This window comes from Synergistaceae bacterium, assembly GCA_017450125.1.
Taxonomy (GTDB): domain Bacteria; phylum Synergistota; class Synergistia; order Synergistales; family Aminobacteriaceae; genus JAFUXM01.
On the sequence record JAFSWZ010000023.1, the window covers coordinates 14042 to 34783 of the forward strand.

At 55.7% G+C, this 20742-nt stretch carries 15 protein-coding genes; 2 read left to right on the top strand and 13 right to left on the bottom strand.

Annotated elements, in window-relative coordinates; all coding sequences use genetic code 11:
* Nucleotides 1-8: 8 nt before the first annotated feature.
* The 11 genes from IJT02_04550 to dnaX form a co-directional block, all read right to left on the bottom strand.
* A complete protein-coding gene (locus tag IJT02_04550) occupies nt 9-1445 on the bottom strand; it encodes an MBOAT family protein (protein ID MBQ7544196.1) in 1437 nt (478 codons plus the stop codon).
* A 182-nt stretch (nt 1446-1627) separates the two neighbouring features.
* Nucleotides 1628-2536, bottom strand: a complete 909-nt coding sequence (locus tag IJT02_04555; GenBank protein ID MBQ7544197.1) for an RluA family pseudouridine synthase — start codon at nt 2534-2536, stop codon at nt 1628-1630.
* Complete coding sequence (locus IJT02_04560) at nt 2529-4613, bottom strand: AAA family ATPase (protein MBQ7544198.1); 2085 nt, start codon at nt 4611-4613, stop codon at nt 2529-2531. Before IJT02_04560 ends, IJT02_04555 begins: the two co-directional genes overlap by 8 nt.
* Before the next feature lie 22 nt (nt 4614-4635).
* Nucleotides 4636-5619, bottom strand: a complete 984-nt coding sequence (locus IJT02_04565; GenBank protein MBQ7544199.1) for a Gfo/Idh/MocA family oxidoreductase — start codon at nt 5617-5619, stop codon at nt 4636-4638.
* Nucleotides 5620-5623: 4 nt separating this feature from the next.
* The gene (gene galU, locus IJT02_04570) at nt 5624-6481 is read right to left on the bottom strand and encodes a UTP--glucose-1-phosphate uridylyltransferase GalU (GenBank protein ID MBQ7544200.1); all 858 of its coding nucleotides are present in this window, start codon (nt 6479-6481) and stop codon (nt 5624-5626) included.
* A gap of 11 nt (nt 6482-6492) precedes the next feature.
* Nucleotides 6493-7803, bottom strand: coding sequence for a phosphoglucosamine mutase (locus IJT02_04575; GenBank protein MBQ7544201.1), 1311 nt, complete (start codon nt 7801-7803; stop codon nt 6493-6495).
* Between the two features lie 60 nt (nt 7804-7863).
* Nucleotides 7864-9102: a hypothetical protein gene (locus IJT02_04580; protein MBQ7544202.1), complete on the bottom strand. Its 1239-nt coding sequence runs from the start codon at nt 9100-9102 to the stop codon at nt 7864-7866.
* A complete protein-coding gene (gene cdaA, locus IJT02_04585) occupies nt 9099-9941 on the bottom strand; it encodes a diadenylate cyclase CdaA (protein ID MBQ7544203.1) in 843 nt (280 codons plus the stop codon). Before cdaA ends, IJT02_04580 begins: the two co-directional genes overlap by 4 nt.
* Nucleotides 9941-11722, bottom strand: coding sequence for a pyruvate kinase (gene pyk / locus IJT02_04590; GenBank protein MBQ7544204.1), 1782 nt, complete (start codon nt 11720-11722; stop codon nt 9941-9943). The genes cdaA and pyk overlap by 1 nt, the downstream gene beginning before the upstream one ends.
* A 25-nt stretch (nt 11723-11747) precedes the next feature.
* Nucleotides 11748-15215: a DNA polymerase III subunit alpha gene (gene dnaE / locus IJT02_04595; protein MBQ7544205.1), complete on the bottom strand. Its 3468-nt coding sequence runs from the start codon at nt 15213-15215 to the stop codon at nt 11748-11750.
* Nucleotides 15212-16870: a DNA polymerase III subunit gamma/tau gene (dnaX, locus tag IJT02_04600; GenBank protein MBQ7544206.1), complete on the bottom strand. Its 1659-nt coding sequence runs from the start codon at nt 16868-16870 to the stop codon at nt 15212-15214. The genes dnaE and dnaX overlap by 4 nt, the downstream gene beginning before the upstream one ends.
* A 120-nt stretch (nt 16871-16990) precedes the next feature.
* Between dnaX and IJT02_04605 the strand changes: the two genes are divergently transcribed.
* Nucleotides 16991-17419, top strand: coding sequence for a hypothetical protein (locus tag IJT02_04605; GenBank protein ID MBQ7544207.1), 429 nt, complete (start codon nt 16991-16993; stop codon nt 17417-17419).
* Between the two features lie 2 nt (nt 17420-17421).
* Nucleotides 17422-19236, top strand: a complete 1815-nt coding sequence (locus IJT02_04610; GenBank protein MBQ7544208.1) for a polysaccharide biosynthesis protein — start codon at nt 17422-17424, stop codon at nt 19234-19236.
* Between the two features lie 38 nt (nt 19237-19274).
* Here IJT02_04610 and pgsA read toward each other — a convergent pair whose 3' ends face one another.
* Nucleotides 19275-19835, bottom strand: coding sequence for a CDP-diacylglycerol--glycerol-3-phosphate 3-phosphatidyltransferase (gene pgsA / locus IJT02_04615; GenBank protein MBQ7544209.1), 561 nt, complete (start codon nt 19833-19835; stop codon nt 19275-19277).
* Nucleotides 19836-19871: 36 nt separating this feature from the next.
* Nucleotides 19872-20741 (bottom strand): DnaJ domain-containing protein, encoded by an 870-nt coding sequence (locus IJT02_04620; GenBank protein MBQ7544210.1) that lies wholly within the window; start codon nt 20739-20741, stop codon nt 19872-19874.
* Nucleotide 20742 lies beyond the last annotated feature (1 nt).

Sequence of the window (20742 nt, forward strand, 5' to 3'; positions counted from 1 at the left end):
CCTCACGTCTAGAACTGAAAATACACAAAGCTGACAGGTGCTGTAGCCTCAGTAAGAAGCAGGATTGTCAGCAGTCCGAAGTAGCAAGCGTAACGCAGAACAGGAGATTTCTTCATGGTTACACGAGCAAGCAGATCGAGTTTCAGAGAATACCAGTCCCAAAGAGCCAGAATGATAACATTCACTAACATAGACAGTTTATCCATGTTCGGAATCTCGAAGCACTTGTACCCGTAGTAGATAAAATATGCCTTGACATCGGACAGCCCGGTGAAGAGGTTTCCTGCAACGTACACCGCATCGTTCAGACTCCCTGCCCGAAAGAACACCCACGCCAGCATCACAAACGCGAACGTCCCCGCAACCCTCAGCCAGCGCATCACCCCGTGAACCTCCCGCCGTACACCCAGCGCGTTCTCTGCGACCTGCGCGAGCCCGTGAACTGCTCCCCACACAACAAACGTCCAGTCCGCCCCGTGCCACAGCCCCGACACCAAGAACGTAACCATCAAGTTCACGTTGTGCCTGAGCTTCCCGCATCTGTTCCCGCCGAGAGGTATATACACGTAATCCCGAAACCACGTGCTCAGCGAGATGTGCCACCTGCTCCAGAACTCCTTGACGCTCGCCGAGAAGTACGGGCTCTTGAAGTTCTCCATCAGCTCAATTCCAAGCATCTTCGAGCACCCGCGCGCAATGTCCGAATACCCCGAGAAGTCGCAGTATATCTGCACCGTGAAGAAGAACACCGCCAGCACCAGCGCAAATCCCTTGTAGCTGTACACGTCCGCAAACACCTTGTCGACATACACCGCCAAGACATCCGCAACGCACAGTTTCTTGAAGAAGCCCCACGTCATCAGTTTGATTCCGTAGGCCGCCTGCTCGTACCTGAACTCGTGAACCGCCTTAATCTGCGGAAGAAGATTGTTCGTTCTCTCGATGGGCCCGGCCACTAACTGCGGAAAGAATGATATGAACGTCGCGTACACCCAGAAATTGCGCTCGGCCTTCACGTCTCCCCTGTACACGTCGATAACGTAGCCCAGCGTCTGGAACGTGTAGAATGATATTCCGACGGGAAGCAGGAGCTGCAGCGTCATCGGGTGAAGGTGAATTGCGAAGAGCGAGAGAAATTCACTCACAGCCCCAGCGAAGAAGTTGAAGTACTTGAACACGAACAGCACGCCCAGACACGCAAAGATTGTTGCGGTGATAATCAGCTCCCTTGTACGGCATGAAGGATAACGTTCAATCAGCAGAGCCGCCGCGTAAGATATTGCTGTGGTGAAGAGAATCAGGACGACGTACTTCACGTTCCAGCTCATGTAGAACCAGTAGCTCGCGACAAGGAGAACGGGAAGCCTGAACCTGTACGGAAGCCCCCAGTACAGCCCGAAGACGAGCGGGAAGAACACCGCGTACTGCCACGAGTTAAACAGCATGGCAGACACCCTCCGTATGAGGTATAATTAAGGTTTGCAGTAAGGATTGTGAATGTAGATTTAGACTAGCGCGAGGAGTGTGTGTGTGTGTGGGTGTGTGATTAAGAGGATACAGCAACATTACAGCACCGTCAAGCTCCCTTCAAGAAAATTTTTCCAGATTATAGCACTAGCCGGGAGGTTTATGCTCCCAGCTTTATGCGCGCAATCATCCCCCTGAAATCGTGCGGGACAATCTGCCGGAACTTCATCAGCCCCCCCGTCGCAGGGTGCGTAAATTCCAGCTTCCACGAGTGAAGGTATATTCTCCCCGTGAACTCGTCGCCGTAGTTCTGCGCTCCGTACATCGTATCGCCGATTAATGGACAGCCCAGCGTCGACATGTGCACCCGAATCTGATGCATCCTCCCAGTGAACAGCCGGCACTCCACCAGCGAATGACCGTTCATGCTCCACAGCACACGGTAGCCCGTCAGCGCAGGCTTGCCGCCCTCAATCACGACCATCTTCATGAAGTTGTCCGGGTCTCGGTCAAGAGGGCCGGAGAGTATACCTTCATGTTTCTTGGGCGTGTTGTGTGTCAGGGCAAGGTACGTCTTGCTGACTTTGCGTTCGCTGAACATCTTAGAGAGTTCGAAGCTCATTTTGTCGGTTCGTGCAATAATCATCAGCCCCGAAGTCGGCGAGTCGAGGCGGTGAACAATTCCCGGCCGTAATCTGTTGTCGAGCTTCCTCATCTCCGGGTAACGGAAGATCAGTGCGTTCACCAGCGTGTGCTCCCAGTTTCCAGGCGCAGGGTGAACCACGAGACCGGCAGGCTTGTTGATGACCAGAAGGTGCTCGTCCTCATACAGCACGTCAAACGCTATGTCCTCCGCCCGCAACAGCTTCATGTTCGGGGACTCGGGAGGAGATGCCGTGAACTTCTGCCCAGCTGTTACGCTCATTGAGGCCTTGAGTTTTGCGGGAGGAACGCTCTTCACGACACGGTCGCGGATGTACTTCTGGGCTTTCGTGCGGCTGATGTCCAGAGCTTCGGCTATGAAGGTATCGAGGCGTTCGTAGTCCTGCTGTGCGGAAAACTCAATCATTCTTCATCACGCTCATGAAGTCATCCATAACAAGCATGAAGTTCGCTGTGTCCCGCCTCAGTGCCTGCATTGATGCTCTCCTGCAGATCTGTGCGATGTCTCCTCCCGTCATGCCCTTAGTAGCCGCCGCTAGCTCGGAGAGATTCACGCTCTCAGCGAGAGGCTTCTTGCGCAGAAGTATCCTGAAGATTTCGGCGCGTGTTTCCTCGTCGGGAAGCGGAAGCTCAAGCCGCAGGTCGAACGATAACGCTTTGTCGAGGAGGTCGGGCCTGTTCGTCGCCGCAAGCACCGTAACGCCGTTGAGCTCCTCGATGCCGCGCATTTCCGCAGTGAACTGTGCCGCAAGCCTGCTCTCCGTCGAAGCGAACATTGAGCCGGAAGAACTGCTCCTGTCGGGGAACAGTGCCTCGATGCCGTCGAAGAAGATTATTGACGGTGCCGCCTGCTTGGCCACGCGGAAAATGTCTTTCAGCGCGCGTTCCGAGTCGCCCAGATAGCGGGAGAGTACGTTTGCGCTCTGGACGTTGATGAAGTTCACGCCGCCTTCGTGAGCGAGTGCCTTAGCGAGGAGGGTTTTGCCCGTTCCGCTCCCTCCGTAAAGCAGGATGCTTCTTGCGGGCTGAATGTCGTAGCGCGTGAAAGTGTCAGCGTACTTCAGCGGCCAAGTTACCGCGCGGATGAGTTCGTCCTTCACGTACTCGAGGCCTCCGATGTCCTGCCACGACACATCGGGAATCTCTACGGAGACTTCTCGTGTCGCTGACGGGTCAGTCTCGAGCAGTGCGTTCATGAAGTGCCTCATGGTAACTTCAAGGCTCGCAACGCGTTCGTACGGGATTTCGCCCTCGTGAAGGTTCACGTACGGGAGAATGTCCCTGACGCACGACATTGCGGCTTCTTTCGCGAGGGCTTCAAGGTCAGCACCTACGAACCCATGCGACAGATCTGCAACTCTCTGAAGGTCAACGTCCTGCGCTAAAGGCATTCCGCGCGTGTGTATCCTGAGAATCTCGAGCCGTCCGTTCTTGTCGGGCACGGGTATCTGTATCTCCCTGTCGAACCTTCCCGGCCTCCGTAATGCAGGGTCAAGAGCGTTGGGAATGTTCGTAGCTCCGATTACGATGAGCTGACCGCGCGACTTCAGGCCGTCCATCAGTGCAAGGAGCTGTGCAACAACTCGGCGTTCAACCTGCTTTTCGCCGCCCATGTCCTCACGCTTCGGGGCTATTGCGTCAATCTCGTCGATGAAGATTATTGACGGCGCACGTTCCTGAGCTTCCTCGAAGATGTTGCGTAACCTCTCCTCACTCTCGCCGTAGAACTTCCCGATAATCTCAGGGCCTGAAATGTGCGTGAACCATGCGTCCGTCTCGCTCGCAACTGCACGGGCTATTACTGTCTTGCCTGTTCCGGGAGGGCCGTAGAGCAGCACTCCGCGCGGGGGCTGAATGCCTAACCGCTCGAAGACCTGCGGGAAACGTAGCGGAAGCTCTATCATCTCGCGTACTTTGCGGATCTGCGGGCCAAGTCCTCCGATGTCCTCATACGTAACTTTGTGCGCAGTCTTGGCCTCGCTGGGCTTGAGGAGGTTAAGGTAGGTTGAGCGGTTGATTATCACGATGCCTTCGGGAGTCGTCGCCGTAACCATAAAATCACACACGCGCGTCCCGAACAGGTTCAGCCTTACCCTGTCGCCGCTCACCACAGCATGACCTTCGAGCAGCGAGAGTATGTAGCTCTCGTCCTTCTCCTTCGTGCTGAGTGTTGCTCCTCCGACGGGCTGAAGGCTCACGCTTCCGGCAAAGTGGTGCGTAATCTTCGGCTCAATGGTTATCATGTCGTCGAGAGAGACTGAGGCGTTCTCGCGGATTAGCCCGTCGATCTGTATCACTCCGCGCCCGACTTCACGGTCGCCTGTGCGGATGCGGGCTGTGGTTATGCGGCGGCCTGTGATGCCCACTAGGTCTCCGTCAGTGAGTTCGAGGGCGGTCATGTCGTCGGGGTGAATGCGTGCCCAGCCCTTCAGTGCGTCGCCGCTGTATGCTTCCTGAACCTTGAAGCTGTTGATGTCTGTCATGATGTGAAACAATCTTCTTTCCTTAATCGCTGGGGAATATTATACCTGCTTCCCTCCGCGCCTTCTCGATAACGCTGACAGTCTCCACGCTCACATCAAGCATCCCGTCCAGCGTACTGCGCTCCTCACTCAGCATCAGCCTCACCAGCTCCTGCACCTCGTAATGCCACCTGTCGGGCACGTCCTGAAGGTTCAGCGTCTCATCATTCGTGCGCGTAACAACACGAATGCTCTTGAGGCCGTTGGACTCGTCGGCGTAAATAAAGCCCTTCTCGCCCTCGACCGTGAAGTGATTGATGCCCCACGTGTCCTTCGCGCCGCTGTTGGTCGAGACGAAGCCGTCATACTTCATCACGAACACTCCTGATGTGTCGGCGAGCCCGGGATAGATGTTCGGGTAGTACTTGGCTTCGGCAGGTGCTCCGAACAGCGCGATGTTCAGGAAGATGTTGTAGAAGTTGATGTCCATCAGCGCACCTCCGGCGAACTCCGGGTCAAAGATTGCGGGCTTCTCGCCCCTCAGCACCGCGTCATACCGGCTCGAGTACTGGCTATAGTTCGACATAACCAGCCTCACCCTACCAATCACAGCAAGTTTTTCGCGCAGAAGCCCGAAGTTCGGGAGGAACATTGTCGGCACTGCCTGAACCAGAAACAGTCCGCGCGACCGTGCAATGTCCCTCAGCTCGAGTGCTTGAACCCTGCGCGTAACTAACGGCTTCTCGCAGATTACGTTCTTCCCGGCCAAGAGTGCCGCTTTTGCCTGCTGGTAGTGTAGGAGGTTCGGCGTTGCGATGTACACCGTGTTGATGTCATCACAGGCCAGCATCGCAGCAAGATCCGTGAACGTCCTCCCTGCTCCGTAAGTCTTGGCCAGTTCGTCCGCCTTCTCCTGAGAGCGCGAGTACACTGCCGCCAGCGTGATGTCGCCGGTCTTGATGACGTTGTCCAGCACCGAATGGACGATTACCCCCGAGCCTACCGTCCCGAGCTTCACTCTGTCCATGAGTTCACCTGCCGTTCACAGCTTCAAGCACAACGCTCCGAAGTTCCCGGTCATCAAGTGCTATCTGAATGTTCGCACTCAGCCAGCCCTTCTGTGTCCCGCAGTCGAAGCGTCTGCCCTTGTAGACAACCCCCCAGACAGGCTCAGACTTGGCCAGCGTCCGCAGTGCATCCGTGAGCTGAATCTCTCCGCCTGCTCCCTTGCCCTGCTCCCTCAGAATCGGAAACACGTTCGGCGAAAGCACATACCGTCCCATGATGGCATAGTTGCTCGGCGCGTCCTGAAGGCTGGGCTTCTCGACCATGTCGTCAATCCTGAAGATGCCCGGCTCTGTCTCCGTGCCCGACACGATGCCGTAACGCGAAACGTTCTCCAGCTCTACCTGCTCGAGGGCAACAACGCTCCCGCCTAAACGCTCGTGCACCTTGATGAGCTGATAGAGTACCGGCTCTTCGTGGATGAACACATCATCAGGCAGAATCACTCCGAAGTATTCTCCCTTGCACACCGGCTCTCCGCAAAGAACTGCGTGTCCGAGACCTAACGGTTCACGCTGCCGGATGTAGAGTATCTCCGCCATCTCCGAGATGCTGATTATCATGTCCCGAAGCTGCGTCTTGCCACGCGAAGCCAGAAGCTCCTCAAGCTCGAACGAACGGTCAAAGTAGTTCTCGATCGAACGTTTTGCACGCCCCGTTATCATGATGATTTCACCGCACCCTGACGCTAAGGCCTCCTCAACGCCGTAAGAGATTATCGGCCTGTTGACGAGGGGAAGCATCTCTTTGGCGATCTCCTTAGTTACGGGCAGAAACCTCGTTCCCAGTCCGGCGACGGGGAAAAGGCACTTGTTTACGCTCATTCTTTGTCCTCCTAACATAACTCTTCCAGCTTCGAGGCCAGAAGGTCAGATAATTTCTCCACAGTCTCCTTCTCAGGAGCTTCAACAAGAATCCTCAACAGCGGTTCAGTTCCTGATGTACGGACGAAAATTCTCCCGTCCTTCACAGTGTGTTCACGCACAATCTCGTCTACTGCCTTCATGTCTACCTGTTCGCGCGGACGAGTGAGGGTTATGTTCGTGAGCTTCTGAGGGTAACGTCCGAAGCGGTCAACCAGCGTCGACACGTCTTCCTTGAGGGCGTGAACGGCATTCAGGAAGAGCATCGCTGTGCACAGGCCGTCGCCCGTCGCGGTGAACTTCGTCGCGATTATGTGCCCGGACTGTTCGCCGCCGAGACCTGCTCCTGATTCACGCATAGTTTCTAGCACGTACCTGTCCCCCACAGGACACCTCAGCGTCTCGATGCCTTCCTTCGCGAGATGTGCTTCTAGTGCCATGTTGCTCATCACTGTAACTACTACCTTGTTGTTGCCCCGCCTCTTCAGCCACCGGCCGAGCACCCACAGCATGATGTCGCCGTCAATTATCCTGCCCTTACCGTCGCAGGCAAGTACCCTGTCAGCGTCCCCGTCGAACGCAAAGCCCATAGCCAGCCCGTTGGCTTTGACGTAACTTGTGAGGTTGTCCATGTGCATAACCCCGCAATCTTTGTTGATGTTCATGAAGTCGAAATCCTCTGCGATTACGTGGGTATTCAGGCGTGAAAAGGGCGTGTGCTTAATCATTACGGGTACGGTGAGGGAGCTTGCACCGTTTGCGCAGTCAAAGGCTGTGCCGTCGATGGCAGCTTCAGGCTTCAGGAGTGAGGCTCTCTGCTCGGCGTAGAAGCGCGTGATTTCCGAAATGTCGCATATAATGCCGGTATTGCCGGAATGGTTCGGCTCTGCGTCAATGAGATCCTCTATCGCGAGTTCCTCATCATCAGAGAGCTTGCACCCGTCCGGGCCCAGAAACTTTATGCCGTTGTACTCTGCTGGGTTGTGGGAGGCACTGATTACCGCTCCTCCGTCGGCTTTTATCATCCTTATTGCGAAGCTCACGCCAGGTGTGGGGGCTATGCCGACGCGGCACACTTTAGCACCTTCCGAAGTCATGCCGGCCATCAATGCACTGCACAGCATATCGCAGGAACGGCGGGTGTCGCAGCCTACAACTACTGTGCTGGCATGATTGAACTTGATGAATGCCCGGCCAAGTTTCAGGGCAGTTTCTGGGGTCATCCTTCCTGTGTTCGCGAGGTCTCTTACCCCGTCTGTTCCGAATAGTTTACGTTCTCTCAACTGTAAATCTCCTCCTTGATACAAATATTCCCCCCTGAACCAAGCCAGAGGGGCAAAAACTTATCTGCTTAACGTGTTGACTGTTACGTTCTGCGGCTCAATACGCACTACCCTGAAGGCATCACCCGAGAGAATCTCCGCCTTCACAGGAAGGGTTACGGGTGCCATGAAGATGTTCGACATGTCGACGTATGCCCTGATGCTTACCTGTTCCGCGTTGAAGTTCTCGATCAATGACGGCCTGCTCTCGATCGCTACAGAGACGTTCGCCGGAACACACGCCCAGTTCTGCGGGTTCTCCGTGTTCCTGAACTCTACAGGAATGTTCGCCAGCACCCTCTCTGCCCGTGCCTCGCTCAGCTGTATGCTCACACGAACCGACGAACCCCCCACAAGAGACACTCCCTCAACCTCAGGCTGCCTCAGCGGAACAACTATCACCTTGTCGGAGTACATGTCGGACACGTCAATAACTTCGGTGTTCACGGTGTCGATCTTCGCGAGCTCCTCAGCCGCGCCCTCTATCTGCACTTCCGACGGGTCAATAATTACCGTCCTGACCTCGTAATCACTGTCGAGCCTACCAGTCAGCCTCACGTTCACAGGAACTCTCTTTCTCGGGAGGCCGCGCACCAGCGTTCCCCTGAAGCGCACCTGAGCAGGTTCAAGCGTAACAGAACCGTTGAACGGCTCGGACTGCGAGAGCTTCACCGGCATCAATAGCTCGCGCCCCTCCTGAAGCTCCTCGATCGTCGGGGTAATCCTCAGGCTTCCGACCTTCGCTACATCGTCTTCTGCTCCCTTTACGCCGACTTCCTTCGGGATTATCTCTACTCCTTCAATGTAGTAACCTTCCGGGATGTTCTGCGGCAAGGCAGTGTCTACGTTCATGAGGCGCGTAACCTGACGCACAAGGTCAAGCGTTGCCTGCGACGGGAAGCACGATACGAGAGAGATTCCCGGCGGAAGGTCTACGTTGATGTTGACGGTGTAACGTTTTCCGGGCACAAGATTGCGCGCGTCGACGTAGGCGGTGATGGAATTGTAGTCCATCCTCATCACTGCGTCTTCAGGCCCGCGAATCTCCACGTCGACTTCCGAGAGCCTCCCCCTCAGCAGTGCCTGAGAGTCCAGCCCGGAATACTCGAGCGGTGCTGTGAACTTCCGCGTGATGTAGGCAGCTTCGTCCATGCCGGTAACGTAGAACCACATCATCACCGCAATAGCTATCGACACAGCCCACAGTACCGGCGGGGAAGTCATTATCACCTCAAAGTCAAGATGCTTCTTCTGCTTCATCTCACGAGACCTCCTGCGTCTGTATCCTTCTTCTCTGCCCAGAAAATACCCTTCAACGCCTTGAGCTTCGACCGCCAGCCGGTGATGATCTGTCCGCCCTCAAAGTAGTTCCTGAGTATGCCCTCAACCTGAAAGTCCTTGAGGTTCTTCGAGAGGTGGCCTTTAGAGGCAAAGGAGATTTCCCCGCGTTCCTCGCTGACCACGAAGACCATCGCGTCAGACACTTCGGTGATTCCGAGTGCTGCCCTGTGCCTCGTGCCGAACCACCGCGAAATTTCGGGAGCATCTGCAAGCGGAAGGTAGCACCCTCCAGCAATGAGGCGGTACTTGTCGAGAATCACCGCTCCGTCGTGAAGAGGGTTGTTGATCCAGAAGATGGAGATTAACAGCTCCTGCGTAATGCTGGCGTTGAGCTGTATCGCCGTGTTGTAGTAATCACCGAGCCCGACTTCCTTCTGGAACACCAGCAGCGCGCCTATCTTGTTGGCCTTGAGGTAGTTCAACGCTCCGGCAATCTGCTTTATGCGGACTTCGGCTTCGTCGTCGGTCATCTGACGCTTCAGCAGGTAGAATTGTCCCTTGCCCAGTTCCTCGAGCATCTTGCGGAGTTCGGGCTGGAAGACTATCGGGACTGCGAACGACAGGGCAAGAAGTGCGTTGCCGATGAACCACGAGAGCAGCCGTAACCTCAGGAAGGATGCCGCCGCCGAGATTGCCGCGAGAATGAACACTCCCTTCATGAGCTGGACTGCCCGCGTGCCGACCATCAGGACAAGTATCCTATAGATGATGAATGAGACTATCGCGATGTCAATTACGCTTCGAACGTCAGACCACATTACACTACGAGCCTTACCACTCCGCGATACACTAGGCCTCTTGTCCCGTCAATGGACACCACATCATCATCCATGAGCGTCGAAAACGCATCCGCAACGCCGACAATGCACGGAAGGTTGTAGTCCATAGCCAGAGCGTTGCCCTCTGAGAAGAGAAGCCCGCTCTCGAAGAGCACAGCACCTGCCTTGTCGAGAACAGGGCGGTATTCCTCGCTGAGCTGACGAACCACGAGAATACAGCCGGGAGTAACCTTCTCGATGGCTTCCTGAGGAGTACGCGCAATACAGACCTTGCCGACTGCGTTTTTGTGCGACAAAGGAGTCCCCGAGAGGAGAATTGTTCCCGTCGTGAGAACCTCCACCACGTTGGTGCTTCCCGGACGGCCGACAGGTACTCCGGCGGTAATCACTACGAGTTCGCCTTCCTTGAGGAGGCCTTTGCTCACGCAGGTGTTGATTGCCTCGCGTGCGGCAACGTTGATGTCGCTCATCTCGCTTAACCTCACGGGAGTAACTCCCCACCACAACGCTAACTCTCTCCACGTCTGCTGGCTGGGAGTGAGGCCGAAGATCGGGCATTCGGGACGGTGCTTGCTTATCATCTTTGCAGTGAGGCCGGAACGCGACAGACAGAGTATCGCGGGAGCTTTTATCTGCTGTGCGATTAACACTGCTGCGCCTGAGACTGCGTCAGGTACTGGGAGGCTGTCCCTGCCTTCTGCGGGCTCTAAGGGGTTGCGTTCAGCGTTCTTGTGGTTGCCCCAGAGCCCGAGCTCCATTTCTGCGCGGTCAACGATTCGGCGCATTGTCGCGACTGCCTGGACGGGGTAGCTGCCGCTGGCTGTCTCGCCGGAGAGCATCACTGCGTCCGTTCCGTCAAGAACTGCGTTGCTGACATCACTTGCTTCGGCACGGGTGGGTCTGGGGTTGCGGATCATGCTGTCGAGCATCTGCGTGGCGACGATGACGACTTTCCCTCTGACCCTGCACATCTCGATGATTTTCTTCTGGACGAGCGGCACGTCTTCTGTCGCAATCTCTACCCCTAAATCTCCCCTCGCTACCATTACGCCGTCAACAACTTCAACTATCTCCGCGATGTTGTCTACGGCCTGCTTGGTCTCGATTTTGGCGAGAATCTTCATGCTGCTTCCGTGCTCCTGAATGAGCCGCCTGACTTCGACGATGTCGCGCGCTGTCTTCACGAACGACACGGCTAGGTACTCCATTCCGTGCTGGATGCCCCACGCAATGTCCTGCTTGTCCTTGTCGGAGAGTGCGGGCATGGTGATGTCTGCGCCGGGAATGTTTATGCCCTTAGTGTTGCGGAGCGGTCCGCCCACGATGACCTTGCAGGTTACTTCGTCGCCGGAGACGCTCTCGACCTCGAGGTTCAGTGCGCCGTCGTCGATGAAGATGCTCTGCCCGGGCGTAACTTCCTGAGCAAGAAGCCTGTAGTTCACCCAGACACGCTCGGGCGTTCCGTCAAAGGGGTTGTCGTCCGACACAAGAACAACCTTTGAGCCCTGAGCGAGCATGATTTCTCCGTTGGTCATGTGGCCGGTGCGGATTTCCGGGCCCTTAGTGTCGAGGAGGGCGGCTATCGGCTTCTTCACGGAACGTTCTACGCGGCGGACGAGCTTCAGCTTCTTTTCGTGGCCTTCGTAGTCCCCGTGAGAGAAGTTGAGGCGGGCGACGTTCATTCCGGCTTCTGCCATCGACTTCAGGGTGTCGTAGTTGTCGCTTGCAGGGCCTATGGTGCATACAATTTTCACGAACATGTTAGTGTTACCTCCCTAAAAATATTTACGCTGCGAAACTGCCAGCACCTTCACGTACCTCGCAGTTCGCAAACTCCTTCAGTGCCTCGCCGACCTTCTGCGGGTCAACGCTGTAGTCCTTGAGGAATATTGCCGCGCTCTCTTCATCGTTCCTGAACTCCACGATAACCTTCGCCTTGCCCCTGCAGCTTCCGAGCGCGAGCAGAAACTGTTTCATGTTCATCTTCTCCGTGCCCGCAATGTTCAGGGTTATGCTGACGTACCTCTGCCCCCGCATCTCCAGACCGTCAACGGGGATGATGTCGTCCGGCCGAAGCTGTCCCCTGTCATCAAGCCTCCCGGCAACAACGCACGCGAGCCCCTTCTTCAGGATCTCTTTGCGTTCATGCCACATCTTCGGGAACATTACCACATCAACGCTGTTTTCCGCGTCCTCGAGCTGAAGCAAGCACATAGTATCTCCCTTCTTCGTGGTCTTCTCGGTGAGTGAGGCTATTATTCCGCCGATGCATGGGCTGAGGTTCTCTGCCCGCCAGTCCGCGAGGTCAGCTATCGCACAGTTCGTGTAGGGTGAGATTCGTTCCTGGTAGGATTCGTACGGATGCCCGGAAATGTAGAGGCCCGTAACCTGCTTTTCATAGTCTAAGCGTTCGTGCTCCTCGAAGTCAGGAACTTCCGGCATGTCAGGAGCTGAGACTGTTTCCTCCTCCTCAAGCTCGTCGAACATTGAGAGCTGGTTGGTCTTCTTGGACTTGGCCGCCTTCTGCGTTACCTCGAGGAACTTCGGCAGTGCCGCAAGAAGCTGTGCCCTGTTCCTGCTGATCTCGTCGAACGCTCCGGCCTTGATGAGGTTCTCGAACACAGTCTTGTTCATCAGGCTCATGTCCACCCTCTGAATAAAGTCCCACAGTGATGAAAACTTCCCGTGTGCTGTGCGTTCGTGGACAATCATCTCTACGGTGTTATGTCCGAGACGCGAGACAGCCCCGAGCCCGAAGCGTACTACTTCGCCGTCGGGGGTAAAGTTCTCGTTGGAGACGTTGATGTCCGGCGGAAGCACCTTGATGCCGCTCCGGCGAACCTCAAGCACGTAATGTCCCAGCACTTCTTTCTTCGCCTTCATCTGGCTCGTGAGGTATGCCGCCATGAACTCAGCGGGGTAATTCGCCTTGAGGTAAGCAGTGTCGTACGAGATTAACGCATACGCCGCACTGTGGGACTTGTTGAAGCCGTAGCCCGCGAATTTCTCGATGCTGTCGAAGATACTTCCTGCCGTCTCGGAAGAGATACCTTTCTTCTCCGCTCCTGCAAGAAATTTAGCCCTCTGTTCTTGCATGACCTCAACCTTCTTCTTGCCCATTGCCTTGCGCAGAATATCCGCCTCGCCCAGCGTGTAACCGGCCAAGACTGAGGCGGCCTGCATGACCTGTTCCTGATAGAGGATGACCCCGTAAGTCTCCCGCAGCGCGTTCTCAAGCAACGGGTGAGGGTAATGCGGCTGAGCTCTCCCGTGCTTGCAGTCTATGTAGGTGTCAACCATTCCGTTCTCGAGAGGGCCCGGCCTGTACATCGCGAGCGCGGCAACAAGGTCCTCGAAGCAGTCTATCTGCAGCTTCCGCAGCATTGCGCGCATTCCGTCGCTCTCAAGCTGGAAGATGCCCATTGTGTCAGCATCACGCAGAAGCGCAAAAGCCTTCGGGTCGTTCATCGCGTCGTTCACCGCGTCCATGTCGGGAAGAGGCTTGCCGTTAGCCTTGATGTTCTTCATGGCTTCCTCGATGATTGAGAGCGTGCTCAGTCCCAGAAAGTCCATCTTCACCAGCCCTACCTTCTCGACACCCTCCATCGTGAACTGTGTAACGACTTGGTCTGTGCCCTGCGAGTCGCCCTTGTCGGTGCTGAGACGCTTTACCGGCACAACGTCAGTTATCGGGCACGGAGCAATCACCACACCGGCGGCGTGCTGTGAAGTGTGCCGCGCTAGACCCTCGATATTACGGGCTGTGTCGATGACGGCGTGAACTGTCTCGTTGGAGTCGTAGAGCTCTTTGAGTTCCGGCGTGTCGGACAATGCCGCGTCGATGCTCTTGGCCATAGCGGGGACGAGTTTTGCCGTGCTGTCCATCAGCGAATAGTCGACACCTTCCGCACGACCGACATCCTTTATCGACTGCCTGCCCTTCATTCGCCCGAAAGTGATTATCTGCGCTACGTGGTCAGAACCATACGTGTCGGAGATGTACTTCAGGAGCTCTTCCCTGCCCTTGTCGCTAACGTCAGTGTCAATATCGGGCATTGAGATTCTCTCGGGGTTAAGGAAACGCTCAAAGAGCAGGTTATACTTCAGCGGGTCAAGCTCAGTGATTCGCAAACTCCACGCAACGACACTCCCCGCCGCACTTCCTCTGCCCGGCCCTATGGGAATATTCCTCTCCTTCGCCGCCTGAATTATCCCCGACACAATCAGGAAGTACGCGCTGAAGCCCATCTGCGTTATTACCCCAAGTTCGTACTCCAGACGCTCGGCGTATTTCTCCGGGACATCAGTTCCCCGTGCCGCAAAACGTGCCCTCAGTCCCTCACGAGCTCTCTTTCTGAGTTCGTCATCCTTCGTCATGCCCTCGTCCAGCTGAATATCCGGCAATAGGTAGTGTTCATGCTTCAGGTTCAGCGTAACGTTGCACCTCTCAGCGATCTCTACTGTGTTGGTGAGGGCTTCGGGAATCTCGCTCTCGAAGTGGGAATACATCTCCTCTGGTGTCATTAAGTAGAACTCGTTGCGGTCAAACCCGAACGCGTCATCCTTCTTTGCGTCGGAGTGAGTGTTTATGCGGAGCAAGACCTTATGCCACTCGTAGTCCTCCGGGTTGAGGTAGTGAGCGTCTCCTGTCGCGATGATTGGGATTCCTGTACGGCGTGAGATTTCGACTATCGCGGCATTCACTTTCTTCTGTTTATCGAGGGAGTTGGGCATAACCTCAAGGAAGAAGTTTCTCTCGCCCATTATGTCCCTGTAGCAGCCTGCCAGACGTTCAGCCTCCTCGATGTTGTCCTGAAGTATGAGCTGGGGTATCTCTCCGGCCAAGCAAGCCGATGAAGCTATGATGCCCTCGTGGTACTTAGTGAGTATGGCGTGGTCAATTCTGGGCTTGTACCAGAAGCCTTGAGTGTTGGCGATGGAGATTATCCGCATTAGGTTGTGCCATCCCGTCTCGTTCTCGGCTAGCAGAATGAGGTGATTCCTGCGTTTCTCCTCGCGTGAACTTATTCCCGACGGTGCTACGTAGGTTTCACAGCCCAGTATCGGCTTCACACCCTCAGCAAGGCAGTTCTCGTAGAACTCTATCGCTCCGTACATCACGCCGTGATCCGTCATCGCAACTGCTTTGGTGTCCCAGCCTGCGACCTTCTTCGCGAGTGCCTTAGTGCGTATTGCCCCGTCTAAGAGGCTGTATTCTGTGTGAACATGCAGGTGTACGAACGGCCTGCTCATTCCTCATCATCTCCCTGTAAAGTGCTGTCCTCCGCCGATTCGGTCTCGTCCTTCTCCTTGCGCCGGATAAAGATAATTTCCGGGCTTGCCCCCATCATTGCCAATTCATTCCTGTACACCTCGAAGGTTAAACGTCCCTGACGCACCGACGGTGAGACTTGCGCGGGAGATGCCTCCTCAGGTTCTGGGGATGGCGGCTGAGGAGGCACTGTGCTGGCTTCTTCGGCCAAGTTGTCGGCTAAAGCATTGCCAAGCTTCTCGCAGACTTCCTCCGTGCCCATGAACGCAATCTTAACCGTACCGTAACTCCCGAACATATCCGCCAAAGCAGACTTGTGTGCCGGGAGCTTCAGCCTGTCGAAGATATACGGGTGCTCCGCCTCAATCACGATGCCTTCTGGTGTCCGTCCTGCCTTGACGCTGAACATCAGGCAGTAGATAGTGAAACTCCCTTCGTGTGCTGCCGTGATGAGTTCTGATTTCAGCACATCATCATAAGTTACAGGCATAGGAGCAGGAGGCTGAACCGGCTGTGGCTGGACTGCCGGAGCTGCCTGAAGCGGTGCGTACGACTGCACGGGCGGAGGAGCTTCGAGGGACAGCATGAACATGCCCAGCAGAATATCAGGCCGTACCCCTTGACGTGCTTTGGTTAGGGCGGTCATTATGCTGGTAAGGAGCATGTAGATTCTGTCGGGCTTCCAGTGGTTGACCTCTTCGGCAAGAAACTTTCTCTCCGCTTCCGACAAGCCGAGTGATTCCGTTATGCCCTTCCACTTCGAGGCAAGCCAGAGATTCCGAACGAGCGAGAACATCTCCTCGAACACCCTCACTCCCGAAGCCCCAGCGTCAAACATCGCCTTAAGTCCCGTGTACGCGTCCTCCGAGTCCTCCCTCAGAGTACGAAGCCACCTCTCGAACGCAGGACGGCTTCCAGCCCCGAAAACTGCTTCAACGTTCGCGAGCGTGATTTCTCCCGACGCTATGACCTGTTCGAGCAAAGACAGCGCGTCCCTAAGTGCCCCGTCCGCCTGCCGGGCAATCTCGTACAGTGCTTCGGGCTCTGCGGTTACGTTCTCGGCCTCGCAGACGTACTTCAGCCGCGCGAAAATATCTTCCGGCGTTATGCTGTGGAAGGGTATGTGCTGGCATCGCGAACGTATCGTTACAGGGACTTTGCGGGGTTCGGTCGTCGCCATGATGAAGATTGCGTGCTCGGGCGGCTCCTCGAGCGTCTTCAGGAGTGCGTTGAACGCCGCTGTCGACAGCATGTGAACTTCATCGATGATGTATATCTTGTACTTGGAGCTGAACGGCGCAAGAGCTATGTTCTCCTTGAGCTGGCGTACTTCGTCGACTCCGTTGTTCGATGCTCCGTCGATCTCTATCACGTCGAGGCTTTCTCCTGCTGTTACTGCCTCGCAGTTAGAGCACTTCCCGCAAGGCTCGTAACCCTGCCTGTCCGTACAGTTGAGAGCCTTCGCAAATATCCTGGCAACAGAAGTCTTGCCGCACCCGCGCGAACCCGAGAACAGGTAGGCATGTCCTATCCTGCCCTTCTCGATCGAGCGCGTCAAAACCTCGACAGCTGCCTTCTGCCCGACAACTGACCCGAAGTCCTGCGGACGGTATTTGCGGTAAAGCGATACAGTCAATGAATTATTACTCTCCTGCAATTATGGTATGGGATTATTTGGGGTAACTTTACCTGAGATTTAGATTTTCGGCAACTGTGCTAGAATTTCGGACATCACACTACAAAGGAGTCTTCATTTATGCCTATGCAGATTGGTTTGGACGAACTGCTCACCATGCTTGTATCACGCGTTGAAGAAATGTCCCTCGACCTCGAGAACCAGAAGAGCCGCTTCAACATTATGTTTCGTATGCTGTACAAGAAGGGCTTGTTTGACGAGAATGACGCACTCGAAGCCATCAGGGACGAGAACAAGATACTTCTTGAGCTTGGCCTGATAAAGGCGATGCCCGATGATGCCACCCTCAAGGCCGCCGCAGACAACCTCATGCTGTGGATAAAGGGCGACGCGAAGGAGATACGCCGCTCGATGGAGGAACTACAGAAGAGACTGCAGGAGGAAGCGGAGAGGCAGAGAGCACCGAAGATTGACGTAGCTCCCGCCGGAGTGCTGAACGAGTTAGACCGTCTCGGAGGTTCGGGCGGCGGCAAGAAGCTAATACTTTAACCATGAACCGCCTCAAAGACTCGTGGCGCAGACTTTCGGGCAAGGGCTGGGCGATAGCTCTGCTGGACTTCGTGCTTCTGGCTATGGCGGTGTACTTGGGTTACGCGCTGAGGCTCGGCATAGTCGTTCCCCGCTACCTCCCGGACTGCCGGGCCGTAATGCTCACGCTCCCGCTGGTATGTGTAACGGTCTTCGCGCTGTTCGGGCAGTACCGCACGATGTGGCAGCACGCGGGCACTGAGGACTACAACAAATTCCTGTGGCTGTACATAGTCTCGATACTCGCCTTCCTCCTAATCAACGGCATCCTGAAGATCGCGGTCTTTCCGCGCGTGTCGTTCACGATAGCTTTATTCGCTGGAATGTTCCTGTGCGGAGGCCTGAGGGTCTCGTGGCTGATGGCCAAGTCCATACACTCGCGCCCTAAGGGGCTGAAAGCAATAATCTTCGGGGCGGGCGAGGCAGGAGCATTCCTTGCGCGCGACCTTATGCGCAACCCGTCGGAACTTTACCCGGCAGGCTTCGTTGACGATGATGTCAGCAAGATAGGCCGGTACGTTTCGGGCTTGAAGGTTATGGGGAGTTCCGCAGACCTCAGGGAGATAGTCAGCCGCGAGGGAATAGAGGTAGTGCTCATCGCGATACCGAGTGCGGCAGGGCAGAAGATTCGCCGCATCTACGACACTCTTGCTCCGCTGAATGTTCAGGTACGGATACTTCCGAGCCTCAGGGAACTTGCTGGCGGGACTGTGTCGGTCTCCCGTCTGCGCAAAGTCAGGCTCGAGGACTTGCTGGGCAGAGAACCCGTGCGCATAGACCTTGACCCGTCGATGAACTACATTCAGGGCAGGAGAGTTCTCATCACAGGAGCTGGCGGCTCAATCGGCAGCGAGATAGTCCGGCAGGTTCTGCACAACAAGCCCTCAGAGATTATCGCGCTCGGACACGGCGAACAGTCCATATACCTGCTGCTTGAGAGCCTGAACACGGACATTCCCGTGTATCCTGTGATTGCTGATGTTGCCGACGAGACGGCTATACGTTCGGTGTTCACTGAACACAGCCCGCAGGTCATCTTCCACGCGGCGGCACACAAGCATGTTCCGCTGATGGAGTTCTGCCCGCGCGAAGCTATGAGGGTCAATGACTTGGGCACGCGGACGATTGCCCGGACAGCCGGAGAGTTCAACGCCCAGCGCATGGTGATGATTTCCACCGACAAGGCCGTGAACCCATCAAGCATAATGGGAGCGACGAAGCGTCTTGCGGAGAAAATCCTCGAGCGCGAGCAGAGGACTTACCCCGAGACAAAGTACATGGCGGTGCGTTTCGGGAATGTTCTCGGGAGCAGGGGAAGCGTCATCCCGAAGTTCGAGGCACAGATAGCGGCAGGCGGCCCTGTAACTGTTACGCACCCCGACATGAAACGCTACTTCATGCTGATTCCTGAGGCAGTGAGCCTCGTGATTCAGGCGGGAGCACTCGGGCACGGCGGTGAACTCTTCGTGCTCGACATGGGAGAACCCGTAGTGATTAAGGACATGGCGGAGCTGTTGATTCGTCTGTGCGGTTACGAGCCCTACAAGGACATCGACATTGTGTTCTCGGGGATAAGGCCGGGCGAGAAGCTCTACGAGGAACTGTTCTACGACGAGAACGCCGTTCACGGTACGCTTCACCCGAAAATTTTCGTGAGTAACATTAAGTCCGGGCAGAACGACACTCCTCCCAACCTTGACGAGATGCTGGCGAACGCGCTCAACAATCCATCCGAAGCATTAGCCGTCCTGAAGCAGTTAGTGCCTGAGTACCAGTAAAAATATTCCCCTCCTCGTTTGTGAGAAGGGGATTTGCTTTATCCTGTGATTATCGCACTGCCCTTAATCAGGTAATCCATTCCGCTCCAGACCGTCAATATCATCGCCAGCCACATCAGCATCATTCCGCCGGGTATGTTCAGGATGAGCATGATGAGCGCGATTATCTGGCATACTGTCTTGAGCTTCCCGCCCTTCGACGCAGCTATCACGACGCCTTCAGCCGCCGCAACGAGCCTCAAGCCGGTAACGATAAATTCACGCGTGATTATCACCATGACGATCCACGCAGGAAGCCGGCCGAGCTCGATAAGTGCCAGCATCGCCGCAATCACGAGCACCTTGTCCGCGAGCGGGTCAATGAACTTCCCCAGCGTGGTAACCAGCTTGTATCTGCGCGCAATGTACCCATCGAACGCATCGGTTATCGACGCAATGATGAACACTGCCGCTGCCAGCGCATCACCCCAGCTCACGCCGGGAAGCCCCTCGTACAGAGGCTTGCTTATCCTGAGCGACAGGAACAGCAGAACGAGAGGCGCGAGGAAGACGCGTATCAGGCTTAATGTGTTGGGAACGTTAAAGATTTTAGGCCGCATACAGTTCACCTCAATATTATGGAGAATAACGAAATTTTACCCCAATTCCGCAAGCTGTTGCCATAATTCATTCTGCTTACTGTTGAGGTGGCGGGGAAGTTCTACGCGTATCCGAACGTACATGTCTCCGTTAGTGCCGTCGCGTTTCGGGAGTCCCTTGCCCCTCAGCCTCAGCTTCTGGCCGTCCTGAATGCCTGGAGGCATCGTAACTGAGACGTTACCTTCGAGCGTCTGGACGCTTATCTTCTTGCCGAGAACTGCGTCCCACACAGGGACTTTCACGTCGCGCGTGAGGTCATAGCCGTCGAGCGTGAACGTGTCGTGAGGTGCCGCGTGTATCGTCAGCTTCACGTCGCCGCCGCGTTCTGACTTTCCGGGAAGCGTGATCTTCGTGCCGTCCTTTATACCCTTCGGGAGGTGCGCCTTGATCTGCCTGCCGTTGAGCGTAAGGGTAACGTCTCCGGCCTTGAGTATCTGCTCAAGGGACATCGTAATCTCGGCCTCCGTGTCCTTGCTCACGGGACGCTGGTAGCCTCCTCCGCCGAAAATATCCCTGAACCCTCCGAACTGTCCGCCTGCTCCGCCAAACAACGTCTGGAAGAAGTCGCTGAAGTCCCCGCCGAACTCTACGTGCTGAAAGCCGCCTCCCTGCCCCCAGCCGGGCGGTGGCGTGAAGTCTTGGCCGCTCTGCATGTTCGGGTCTATCATGTCGTAACGCTGTCGTTTCTCGGGGTCTTTCAGAACCTCGTAGGCTTCATTAATCTCCTTGTAGCGTTCTTCTGCGCCGGGCTCTTTGTTCACATCGGGGTGATACTGCTTGGCGAGCTTTCGGTAGGCTTTGCGAATCTCGTCAGGCTTTGCGTCTCTCGATATTCCTAGTATCTGGTAATAATCTTTGTACTTCATC